The 11,487-nt window shown below is 41.4% G+C and carries 10 protein-coding genes and 1 riboswitch; of the genes, 7 read left to right on the top strand and 3 right to left on the bottom strand.

Features of this window, described 5'->3' with window-relative positions:
• Window positions 1-7 precede the first annotated feature (7 nt).
• Window positions 8-1,300, top strand: a complete 1,293-nt coding sequence (locus tag DWX65_RS06410) for a UDP-N-acetylglucosamine 1-carboxyvinyltransferase (RefSeq protein WP_117841358.1) — start codon at window positions 8-10, stop codon at window positions 1,298-1,300.
• 275 nt (window positions 1,301-1,575) lie between these two features.
• On the opposite strand, the gene DWX65_RS06405 is transcribed toward DWX65_RS06410, so the two are convergent.
• Entirely contained in the window at window positions 1,576-2,706 is a 1,131-nt protein-coding gene (locus DWX65_RS06405) for an HD-GYP domain-containing protein (RefSeq protein WP_118056602.1), read from the bottom strand.
• Between the two features lie 249 nt (window positions 2,707-2,955).
• Window positions 2,956-3,057, top strand: a riboswitch (SAM riboswitch).
• Window positions 3,058-3,210: 153 nt separating this feature from the next.
• Here DWX65_RS06405 and metK point away from each other — a divergent pair.
• From metK to DWX65_RS06380, 6 genes are all read left to right on the top strand, one after another.
• On the top strand, window positions 3,211-4,398 hold the full coding sequence (gene metK, locus DWX65_RS06400) for a methionine adenosyltransferase (RefSeq protein WP_022243616.1): 1,188 nt from the start codon (window positions 3,211-3,213) through the stop codon (window positions 4,396-4,398).
• Between the two features lie 243 nt (window positions 4,399-4,641).
• Complete coding sequence (locus tag DWX65_RS06395; RefSeq protein ID WP_118173091.1) at window positions 4,642-6,129, top strand: sensor histidine kinase; 1,488 nt, start codon at window positions 4,642-4,644, stop codon at window positions 6,127-6,129.
• Window positions 6,122-6,811, top strand: a complete 690-nt coding sequence (locus DWX65_RS06390; protein WP_022243614.1) for a response regulator transcription factor — start codon at window positions 6,122-6,124, stop codon at window positions 6,809-6,811. Before DWX65_RS06395 ends, DWX65_RS06390 begins: the two co-directional genes overlap by 8 nt.
• A 23-nt stretch (window positions 6,812-6,834) precedes the next feature.
• Complete coding sequence (locus DWX65_RS14955) at window positions 6,835-6,975, top strand: hypothetical protein (protein ID WP_158564710.1); 141 nt, start codon at window positions 6,835-6,837, stop codon at window positions 6,973-6,975.
• Complete coding sequence (locus DWX65_RS06385) at window positions 6,968-7,750, top strand: RluA family pseudouridine synthase (RefSeq protein WP_118088118.1); 783 nt, start codon at window positions 6,968-6,970, stop codon at window positions 7,748-7,750. The genes DWX65_RS14955 and DWX65_RS06385 overlap by 8 nt, the downstream gene beginning before the upstream one ends.
• 17 nt (window positions 7,751-7,767) lie before the next feature.
• Entirely contained in the window at window positions 7,768-8,844 is a 1,077-nt protein-coding gene (locus tag DWX65_RS06380) for an AI-2E family transporter (protein WP_117946156.1), read from the top strand.
• A gap of 98 nt (window positions 8,845-8,942) precedes the next feature.
• On the opposite strand, the gene DWX65_RS06375 is transcribed toward DWX65_RS06380, so the two are convergent.
• Both DWX65_RS06375 and DWX65_RS06370 read right to left on the bottom strand, forming a co-directional pair.
• Complete coding sequence (locus tag DWX65_RS06375; RefSeq protein WP_118056599.1) at window positions 8,943-10,283, bottom strand: butyryl-CoA:acetate CoA-transferase; 1,341 nt, start codon at window positions 10,281-10,283, stop codon at window positions 8,943-8,945.
• A gap of 78 nt (window positions 10,284-10,361) precedes the next feature.
• Window positions 10,362-11,390 (bottom strand): glycosyltransferase family 2 protein, encoded by a 1,029-nt coding sequence (locus tag DWX65_RS06370; protein ID WP_118088120.1) that lies wholly within the window; start codon window positions 11,388-11,390, stop codon window positions 10,362-10,364.
• Between the last annotated feature and the right edge of the window lie 97 nt (window positions 11,391-11,487).

The raw sequence follows: 11,487 nt of genomic DNA, 5'->3' as shown, positions 1-11,487 counted from the left end.
GTGCGAGATGGAACAGTATGTGATTAAAGGTGGAAATCCTTTGGTTGGCGAAGTTGAGATTGGTGGAGCTAAGAATGCTGCACTGGGAATTCTTGCGGCAGCAATTATGACGGATGAGACCGTAATAATAGATAATTTACCAAACGTTCGTGATATTAATGTGTTATTAAGTGCCATGGAGGGAATTGGTGCTAAGATAGAGCGTCTTGGAGAACATAAGGTAAAGATTAATGGTTCACTGATTCATGATTTGAGCGTGGACTATGAATATATTAATAAAATCAGAGCTTCTTACTATCTGTTAGGAGCATTACTTGGAAAATATAAGAAAGCAGAAGTGGCTTTTCCGGGTGGCTGTGCAATCGGAACCCGTCCGATTGACCTTCATCTGAAAGGTTTCCGTGCGTTAGGAGCTGATGTTGATATTCAGCATGGGTTAATTTCTGCTACTGCAGAGCATCTGGTGGGAAACCATATTTATTTAGATAAAGTTTCTGTAGGAGCAACCATCAACATTATGATGGCGGCATCCATGGCAGAGGGAAAGACAATTATTGAAAATGCAGCTAAGGAGCCACATGTCGTAGACGTAGCAAACTTCTTAAACAGCATGGGAGCAAATATCCGTGGTGCAGGAACAGATGTCATCCGTATTGTGGGTGTAGAGAAGCTTCATAAAACAGAATATTCTATTATTCCGGATCAGATTGAAGCAGGAACTTTTATGTTTGCAGCGGCTGCAACCAAAGGTGATGTAACTGTTAAAAATGTTATTCCCAAGCATTTAGAGGCAACCACAGCAAAATTAATTGAAATTGGTTGTGAAGTGGAAGAATTTGATGATGCAGTACGTGTGGTATCCAGCAAGCCATTGCATCATACTCAGGTAACTACTTTGCCGTATCCTGGTTTTCCAACAGATATGCAGCCACAGATGTCGGTGCTTTTAGCATTAGCAGAAGGAACAAGTACCGTAACAGAAAGTATTTTTGAAAACCGTTTCAAATATGTAGATGAACTGACCCGTATGGGTGCACAGGTGAAAGTAGAGAGCAATATTGCAATTATTACCGGTGTTGAAAAATACACAGGTGCAAGAGTCAGTGCTCCGGATTTAAGAGCAGGTGCAGCCCTTGTAATTGCAGGTCTTGCAGCAGAAGGCATCACCATTGTAGATGATATTTATTATATTGAACGTGGATATGAACATTTTGAAGAGAAATTAGCTTCCCTTGGTGCAATGATTGAAAAAGTAAGCTCCGAGAAAGAAATCCAGAAATTCACATTGAAAGTATCATAAGATAAGAGCATCACAATATAGAAAGTTTTGAATATAAATACTAATATGAATATTGCAATGAGACAGAAGTGTTAAAAAGCGTTATCATAACCAAAAAAAGATATCTGGTAAATATGCTGCAAATGAGGCATAGTTATCAGATATCTTTTATACTTTACAGGAAATTGCTTTCCTGTAAAGTATAAAACGCTCCGCGAGGATGCGCACTGCGGCGTATAAGGCAGATGTCGCAAGCGACCGCCGCAGGCGCTAGAATGTGCCAAGGCACATTCTTTTTATATGATTGCTTTGATATATAAAGGACTTTTCTCAAGGTCAATACAGGCTCCATCATCTAACTGAACCAGTGGCTTGGAAAGACGACGATGATTCAATAAAACAATGCGGGCGGAAGTACCATCACTTAACATAACCCGGTTGTTCTGGTATGCATTGGCAATATTCTCTAAGAAGGTCAGAATATACTTTGGCTTATATTTCTGCAGACCGTCTTTTTCAAATTCGGCGATTACCTCAAACGGACAAAGGGGAGCACGATAGGAGCGTGCTGCTGTCATGGCATCGTAAACATCGGCAATCGCAATGATGAGTGCATAGTCATCGATTTCTTCCATGGTAAGCCCCATTGGATAACCGGAACCATCGCAACGTTCATGGTGCATGAGAGCTGCCTTTTTAATATGGGAATTTAATGGCTGGGATTTTAAAATATCATAGCCATATTTCGGATGATTACGAATCATCTGGAATTCTTCATCTGTTAATTTTCCGTCTTTATTTAAGACCTCATCCGGAATTTTTGTCTTACCGATGTCATGAAGCAGACCGGCAAGGGTGAGAGTGTCTAATTCTTCATTGGAAAAATGCAGCCATTTTCCGATAATACGGGAGATGATGGCAACATTCAGACTGTGTGCATAGGTGCTGTCGTTGACCTGACGCATATTATGTAACATATCAAAGACATCCAGAGTGGTCTGCTTTGGACTTACTAAAGAAATGGTCTTTGATAAAAGCTCTTCTTTGTTTACGGTTCCTCCATCGGAAAGGTAAGCATCAAAACAGTTCTTTAAATCCTGGGAACGCAGGGTGAAATCCACCTGAAAACGCTGGAATTCCGGAGAACTTTTGAGCTTCTGTGAGTAAGAAGCATCAGAAACCGGACTTGGTGCAGAAACCGGGCTTTTGGCAGGAAAATATGCCGGATCCTTTGGCGTTTCCATTGGAGCAGCGGTCTGTTTATTTTCTGTAATCTGCACACTGGCGATGCCATAAAATTCCAGTCTGGAAATCAGGGTACGCGTAAGTTCTACATTCGGATTAATAATAAGCTGTCCACGCTTGGTGCGGACAGGAATTGCGGTAACCATACCTGGTAACAAATCTTTTGTCTGATATTCTTTCATGCATGTGGTCCTCGTTCTGGATGGATTTTATAATTATGATAGAACAAATCACAATTATATTCCTATTTAAGTATATTCTTTTTGCCAAAAATGTCAATCTTAACAGTAAAAACCGTTAAAATTTGTCAAAAGGATACAAAAAGTAATAAGGAATGTTTTCTCTGTTGATGAGAAAATATGGTGCTTGACATTTCGATATAATAGGTGTATTCTCTCCCATAGAGATTTGAAAATTCAATATTGTAATTTCTCTTATTCAGAGTGATGGAGATACATAGGATCAATGAAGTCACGGCAACCCCACAGCATAAGGAAGGTGCCAACCTGAGCGAGCAAGTCGAACAATAAGAGGATTTGATTATCTTTACCGTTATCGGGTCCGCTTATGATGTAAGCGGTTTTTTTATTTTACGCGAGCAGCGAAAAAAGGTCTGGAAGAAAGAGGAGCCAAGCGCACCCACCAGATACTTAATAAGGGAATCAACAAAACGAGAGGAGAAAACGATGGAAAAAAGATTATTCACATCAGAGTCCGTAACAGAAGGACATCCAGACAAAATGTGTGATGCGATTTCAGATGCAATTCTTGACGCATGTATGGCAGAGGATCCAATGAGCCGTGTTGCCTGTGAGACAGCAAGCTGTACCGGATTTGTACTTGTAACAGGAGAGATTACTACAAAGGCAAAATTAGACATTCCTGCAATTGTAAGAAATACTGTAAATGAAATCGGTTATGACCATGCAGAAACCGGATTTGACGGACATACCTGTGCTGTTATGGTAGCATTAGACCAGCAGTCACCGGATATTGCAATGGGTGTTGACAAGGCTTTGGAAGCAAAAGAAAATAAAATGACTGATGAGGAGATTGAAGCAATCGGTGCCGGAGATCAGGGTATGATGTTTGGTTATGCAACCAACGAGACACCGGAATATATGCCATATCCGATTTCTTTAGCCCACAAACTGGCATTACAGTTAACCAAAGTTCGTAAAGATGGTACTTTAAAATACTTAAGACCAGACGGAAAATCACAGGTTTCTGTAGAGTATGATGAGGCTGGAAAACCAAAGAGATTAGAGGCAGTTGTACTTTCTACACAGCATGACGAGGATGTAACCCAGGAACAGATTCATGAGGATATTAAGAAATATGTTTTTGACCCAGTCCTTCCAAAGGAATTAGTTGATGAGAATACTAAATTTTTCATCAACCCAACCGGACGTTTCGTAATCGGTGGACCACACGGTGATGCAGGTCTTACCGGACGTAAAATTATCGTAGATACATACGGTGGATACGCCCGTCACGGCGGCGGAGCATTCTCCGGTAAGGATTGCACCAAGGTTGATCGTTCAGCAGCATATGCAGCACGTTACGTTGCTAAGAACTTAGTAGCAGCAGGTCTTGCAGAGCGTTGTGAGATTCAGTTATCTTATGCAATCGGTGTAGCACAGCCTACTTCTGTTATGGTTGATACTTTTGGTACCGGAAAAGTTTCTGATGAGAAATTAGTAGAAATTATCCGTGAGAACTTTGACCTTCGTCCGGCAGGAATTATCAAGATGCTTGATTTACGCAGACCGATTTATCGCCCGACAGCAGCATATGGTCACTTTGGAAGAACCGATGTTGCACTTCCATGGGAAGCGTTGGACAAAGTTGATGAATTAAAGAAACACTTATAATATTGGAATAGATTCCAGAATAGTATAAAGAAGAAAGACCTCTTTTCGGAAAAGATTTATTTCTTAAGGGAAATGATTGAAATGCCGGAAAGAGGTCTTTTGGCATTTTAATGAGAAAACCAGCAAAGAGTTTTGGGTGGTTGGAAAATAATTTATAAATTCTTTAGAATAATTCTCAGAATTTTCATGGGAAAAGAGACTGCATGTGGTATACTATGATTATGAAAAACTGGAGGCTTGAGAATGAAACTAAGGACAAAGCTGATTATATCATTTTGTATTATCATATTTGTGCCGGTGACATTGGCCGCGTTGGCAATGTGCGGATTCCGTTATTTTCAGTTAAGAGATATTGCCAACACCTATCAGGTGGAAGATGGAAATATTAGTTATCTGACCAATACGGTGCAGATGTGGAACCGGGTGACAAAGGACAGTTGTCAGAAGTTACTGGATACAGCGGAAAGCGACCCGGACAAATTCCTGGACATGAAATATTTAATGCAGGTTAATGAGACTCTGCAGGGGAAAAACTCCTACCTGATTGTCATGAGGGATAATGAAGAAGTCTATGTGGGAACGAATGATTTGAATACGGTTCCGGAAAATCTGCCGGATTACATGGATACCAAGACAGGGGGAGAGACCGGCTATTTCATTGACAGTGATAAACAGGAAATGATTAAGCGGATTGACTTTGATTTTTCGGATGGTTCGGAAGGAACGTTGTTTGTAATTACATCTATTAAATCACTTGTGCCGGAAATGAAGGAACTTCTGATGGATATTATTATTTCTGTGTTATTGATACTTTTGTTGACGGCAGGTATGCTTACCATATGGAATTACCGGAGCATCATTACTCCGATTAAGAAGTTAGAGATGGCAACCCAGAATATTAAAGAGGGCAACCTTGATTTTACTTTGGAAATAGACAGCAATGATGAAATTGGCGAGCTGTGCCGGAACTTCGAAGAGATGCGGCAGAGACTGAAAGATTCTGCAGAAGAGAAGCTGGCATCAGAGAAAGAAAACCGTGTTTTAATCAGTAATATTGCCCACGATTTAAAGACCCCGATTACTGCTGTGAAAGGTTATTCGGAAGGTCTGATGGATGGTGTGGCAGATACGCCGGAAAAAAGGGATAAATATATCAAGACCATTTATAATAAAGCCAATGAGATGGATTTACTATTAAATGAGCTGACACTTTATTCAAAGATTGATACTAATCGAATTCCATATAATTTTAGCAAGATAAATGTAATGGAATATTTCGATGACTGCGTAGAAGAAATCGGCCTGGATTTAGAGGCAAAAAATATTGGTTTATCGTATTTTAATTACGCTGGGGATGATGTGCAGATTATTGCAGACCCGGAGCAGTTAAAGCGTGTCATTCATAATATTATTAATAATTCCATCAAATATCTGGATAAGCCGAAGGGCTTTATCAATATTCGTGTAAAGGATGTGGGTGATTTTATCCAGGTAGAGATAGAAGATAATGGAAAAGGAATTGCAAAGAAAGACCTGCCATATATCTTTGACCGGTTCTTCCGGGCAGATACTTCAAGAAATTCTGCAACCGGCGGAAGTGGTATCGGTTTATCAATTGTCCGTAAAATTATTGAAGACCATGGCGGAAAGATATGGGCAACCAGTAAAGAAGAAACAGGTACAATCATGTATTTTGTACTGAGAAAATATCAGGAGGTTCCAAATGAGTAAAGTATTGATTATTGAAGATGAGGTTTCAATTGCAGAACTGGAGAAGGATTATTTAGAGTTAAGCGGTTTCGATGTCGAAATCGAAAGTGATGGAGCAAGGGGCTTAGAGAAAGCACTGGCATCTGATTTTGACATGTATATCTTAGACCTGATGCTTCCGGGCATGGACGGCTTCGAAATCTGCAAACGTATTCGTGAAGTAAAGAATACACCGATTCTTATGGTATCTGCCAAGAAGGACGATATTGACAAGATTCGCGGACTGGGACTAGGTGCAGATGATTATATCACAAAACCATTCTCCCCAAGCGAGCTGGTAGCAAGAGTAAAGGCACACCTTGCCCGTTATGAAAGACTGATTGGCAGCAATGTGCAGGAAAATGATATTATTGAGATTCGTGGAATCAAGATTGATAAGACAGCACGCCGCGTCTGGGTAAATGGCGAGGAAAAAGCATTTACCACAAAGGAATTTGATTTACTGGTATTCTTAGCACAGAATCCGAATCATGTATTTACCAAGGAAGAACTGTTTAAAGAAATCTGGGATATGGAATCCGTTGGTGATATCGCAACCGTAACGGTACATATCAAAAAGATTCGTGAGAAGATTGAAATGGATACCGCAAAGCCTCAGTATATCGAGACAATCTGGGGGGTAGGATACAGATTTAAATTATAAATGGTCTGGTAGCAGCTAATCCGGTGGCATTGTTATTTGCTTTACTTATTGCGGCAGCTATTATTGTTGACTTTGTATGTATTAAAATTTATGTAAAAACAAATTCAGCTTTATTTTTACAATTAGAAAATGCACAGGAGATGCAGGAAAAAGTATATGTATAAGATTGCAGAACATATTTTATATGAGGATGACAAGCTGCTTGTTTGTGTAAAACCGGCAGGGATTGCAGTGCAGACGAAGCATATGGGCGAGCAGGATATGGAGAGCCTGCTTCGGAATTATCTTGCTGCAAAAGGAGAGACTCCCTTTATTGGAATCATCCATCGCTTAGACCAGCCGGTGGAAGGCGTAATGGTCTTTGGAAAGACCAAAGAAGCTACAGCAGAGCTGAACCGGCAGATGCAGAAAAATGGTTTTGGAAAATATTATCTGACAGTGGTATATGGAAAAGCAGAACCGAAAGAAGGACAGCTTATTGACTTTCTTAAGAAGGACGGCAGAAGTAATACTTCTTCTGTCGTAAAACAGGGAACCGCAGATGCAAAGCGGGCGGCGTTAACCTATCGGGTGCTGGAATGTAGTACGCTTGATGATAGCGATGATAGAGATGGCAGAGATGGTAAAGCTGCTTCAGGAGCGGGTACAGCGGATGGAACATCGGAAAAAACTGAAGCTGCGGAAGAAATCAGTCTTCTTGAAGTAAAATTAGAGACCGGGCGGCATCACCAGATCCGTGTGCAGATGTCGCATCATGGCTGGCCATTGGTGGGAGATAGAAAGTATGGAAGGAAGAATGAAAGTCTGCCGGGAATGAGGCAGATGCCACTGGCACTTTGTTCTTACTGGCTGGAATTTCTGCATCCCACTAGCAAAAAGAAGATGCAGTTTCAGATAACACCGGAAGGTCAGGCATTTCATTTGTTCTCAGATTTATAATACATAAAAAACCCGGTATGACACATACTGATGGTATGACTGGAAAAACAAGACAACTTATAAAAAAGATTATATATTTAGCAGGGATTACAGTTGCAGTATATTTGGGAATGCGTTTCGCACTGCCGATTGTAATTCCTTTTTTACTGGCAATCCTTATTGCAAGAATATTATGTAAACCAGTAGCCTTTCTGTCAGAGAAAACAAAGCTTCCCAAAGGAATTGTAAGTACGGCGGCAGTGTTGTTGCTGCTGGCAGTGATTTTTCTGCCGATGGGCTATCTTGTATACAAGGGAATCTGCGAACTTGCATCACTGATAACGAATTATCCGGCATTATTTGGAAAAGCAGATACACTCTGGTGCAGTTGTTGTGAGCGGGTTGCGGAAATCACCGGCATGAAAACAGAGACAATGGTGCAGTGGGGAAAAAACTGCGCGGCATATGTCAGCAGTCAGGCAGAAACGAAGCTGATTCCGGCAATGATGAATGGTTCGCTGGCATCTTTGCGGGGACTGGCAGCATTCTTTGGCATCTGCATTGTAACTGTTGTGGCGGCAGTACTGATACTCTGTGATTATGATAATCTGGTGCAGCGTTGGAGAAAAAGCAGTTTTTATTCCTGGGGCGGACGGATATTTCAAAATATGTGTCATGCCGGTGGAACATATCTTAAGGCACAGCTTATTATATTGGCATTAATCAGTGGCGTATGTATAGCAGGTCTGTTCCTTACCGGAAATTCTTATGCCATTCTGGCGGGAGTGCTGATTGGCATGAGTGATGCACTGCCTTTTATTGGCACAGGACTTGTCTTTATACCATGGCTGATTATCGATTTATTTCGTGGAAAGTATTTTGCGGCAGTTATATATGGTATACTGTTTATATTGAGTACCTTTATCCGGGAATTTATGGAGCCAAGGCTTATGGGAAGAGGGCTGGGCGTGCATCCGCTGGCGGTTATTATCAGTATTTATGCAGGTCTGAAAATATATGGAACAGCCGGTGTTATTTTAGGTCCGCTTTCCGGATTTTTAATCTGGGAAATTTATCGCAGTATCTGTGGAAGAGAGGAAAAAGAGATAACATGAAAATTGTGTGCATTTATGGACAGAATCATAAGGGTTCCACCTATCATATTGCAAAAATCCCATGGGATAATCCCATGGGATTTTTAAAAGTTACGTAGTTATTTGTTGCTTCTTCTCCAGATATGCATTTTCTCTGCATCTGCGATTAATTCATCACGGAAGTCCGGATGTGCGACAGAGATAATTGCTTCACATTTCTGCCAGGTAGAAAGTCCCTTTAAGTTGACTTTACCATATTCTGTTACCAGATAGTGGATGTTGGCACGGGTATCGGTTACGATAGATCCTGGATCTAAGGTAGGAAGGATACGGGATTTTAACTGACCATCCCGGGTTGTAAAGGTAGAAGAACAGCAGATGAAGCTCTTACCACCATTAGAAAGGTACGCACCCAGAACGAAGTCTAACTGTCCGCCGGCACCACTGATGTGTTTGATTCCAGCAGACTCTGCATTTACCTGACCGAAGAGGTCTACATTTACTGCATTGTTAATGGAAATAAAGTTATCCAGTGCGGAAATGGAACGGATATCATTGGTATAGCTTACCGGAGCACTCATAAGTTCCGGGTTTTCATCTAAGTAGTCATACATTTTCTGAGTTCCTGCACCGAAACCATAGGTCTGACGGAAACGGTCGATGTTTTTCTTGGAACCGTTGATTTTTCCTGCTCTTGCAATATCAACGAATGCATCAACGTACATTTCGGTATGTACACCTAAATCTTTCAAATCAGATTCTGCAATCATGGAACCAACAGCATTTGGCATTCCACCGATACCAAGCTGGAGACATGCACCATTTGGAATCTCATCTACGATTAATTTTGCAACTGCCTGATCGATTTCAGTAGCAGCTCCGCCACCACCTAATTCACCGATAGCCGGGTTCTCGCCTTCTACGATGAAATCAACATCGGAAATATGGATGCTGTTTTCAAATCCGCCTAAGCAGCGAGGCATATTTTTATTTACTTCAACGATAACTTTCTTGGAAGTCTCGCAAACTGCCATCATATGAGAAGCGTTTGGTCCAAAGTTGAAATATCCATGTTTGTCCATTGGAGCAACCTGGAACATTGCTACATCATCCGGAGTAGCGGAGTCACGATAGTATCTTGGAAGCTCGGAATAACGGATTGGAGCGTAGTAAGAAAAACCACGGTTGATATATTTACGCTCGATTCCGGACATATGCCAGGAGTTCCAGGTAAAGTGTTCGCCGGCATCTTCACGTTCGAAGACAGCTAACGGTTTTAACAGAATACCACCTCTTAAGTTGACATCCTTTAATTCATCCGTACGTTTTGCAAGGGCTTTATCCAGTGCATCCGGAGTTCCGGTACACCATCCATAATCTACCCAGTCACCGGATTTGATGACTTTGACAGCCTCATCTGCGGAGACTAATTTCTGTTTATATTCCTGTGTGTAATCCATGAAAAACCTCCTGTATATTTTGTTTGTTAAATTATTATCATAGTACCACTTCGTACATGATTATTCAAGTCGAAGGGACTAAGAATTATCGTCTGGGAGCTGCCATTGTCTGGCTGCATTTCTATATTCTTCCGCCTGGGCTGCATTCCCGGATTTTTCATAGCAGTCAGCCAGTCCGTTCAGCGGAATATTTCCACTGGTATGGACATCAAGAATGCTGGCAGTTTCAAAGGCAGCGTTGTAGTACCACACGGCTGCTTCATCATAATCTTCTGCGTCAAAAAAATAATTTCCCAATTCGCAGCAGATTTCTGCACAAGGGGTAGTAATCATATCCTTCAGTGCCAGCTTGAAAAATTCATTGACATTTCCGGTAATCCGGTAGCAGCGGCTTAAGATACAGCCGGCTTCCTTGCGGGCATCCCCAGAAGCGGTTTCATCCTGCAGGGTAGCAAGAAATACTTTTGCGGCGGCAATGAAATCTTCTTTCTCCCCGGTCATGAGGAGCTCTTTGGCATACATCCGGTGCAATTTTTCGGAAAGCCGTCCGTCCCGGTCAAATGCCAGTAAGAAGCCTTTGAAATCACGGCTGCTGTGCAGGGACTGCGGAAGATGCGTAATAGCAATATCACTGTCAAAGACAACCGGGTCTAAGCGCACCGTTTCGTGAATCGGGTCAATCCAGGTAAAGGTACGGAGTCTCCGGTAGAGCTTCGGACGGTATTCTTCTTTAAAGTTAAGCACCGTATTAAATTCATTTTTGGTCACATATTTCATCTGTACAATTTCGACCTCCGGAACCATGGCTTCTTTTAAAAGCCGGAACTGTTCTCGGTTCTCATCATCTAAGACTTCATCTGCATCTGCGGTATAAATGTATTCCATGGAAGCTTTGGAAAAAGCAAAATTTCTGGCATCTGCAAAGTCATCCTTCCAGATATAGTCATAGATTTTATCGGTATAGCGGGTAGCAATTTCCCTGGTGCGGTCGCAAGAGCCGGTATCCACGATAATGATTTCATCCATCAGACCGGCGAGTGAATCCAGACAGCGGGAGAGAACCTGCTCCTCGTTTTTTACAATCATGCAAAGGCTTATTGTTATCATCAAATCATCTCCTTTCGCAAGCACCTATACAAACATATTTATTATCGCATATTTCAGGGAAAAAGTATATCAGTAGGGACAGAATTTATTTGACAGA

It is taken from the genome of Roseburia sp. AF20-18LB (genome assembly GCF_003461185.1).
GTDB classification, from domain to species: domain Bacteria; phylum Bacillota; class Clostridia; order Lachnospirales; family Lachnospiraceae; genus Roseburia_C; species Roseburia_C amylophila.
Note: the sequence above shows the minus strand (reverse complement) of the source record. Positions and strands in the feature narration are given on the sequence as shown.

Bases quoted from the DNA above. Each gene is read 5' to 3' on its own strand.
- DWX65_RS06410 (WP_117841358.1), top strand. From the start codon at position 8: ATGGAACAGTATGTGATTAAAGGTGGAAATCCTTTGGTTGGCGAAGTT.
- DWX65_RS06405 (WP_118056602.1), bottom strand. From the start codon at position 2,706: ATGAAAGAATATCAGACAAAAGATTTGTTACCAGGTATGGTTACCGCA.
- metK (WP_022243616.1), top strand. From the start codon at position 3,211: ATGGAAAAAAGATTATTCACATCAGAGTCCGTAACAGAAGGACATCCA.
- DWX65_RS06395 (WP_118173091.1), top strand. From the start codon at position 4,642: ATGAAACTAAGGACAAAGCTGATTATATCATTTTGTATTATCATATTT.
- DWX65_RS06390 (WP_022243614.1), top strand. From the start codon at position 6,122: ATGAGTAAAGTATTGATTATTGAAGATGAGGTTTCAATTGCAGAACTG.
- DWX65_RS06385 (WP_118088118.1), top strand. From the start codon at position 6,968: ATGTATAAGATTGCAGAACATATTTTATATGAGGATGACAAGCTGCTT.
- DWX65_RS06380 (WP_117946156.1), top strand. From the start codon at position 7,768: ATGACACATACTGATGGTATGACTGGAAAAACAAGACAACTTATAAAA.
- DWX65_RS06375 (WP_118056599.1), bottom strand. From the start codon at position 10,283: ATGGATTACACACAGGAATATAAACAGAAATTAGTCTCCGCAGATGAG.
- DWX65_RS06370 (WP_118088120.1), bottom strand. From the start codon at position 11,390: ATGATAACAATAAGCCTTTGCATGATTGTAAAAAACGAGGAGCAGGTT.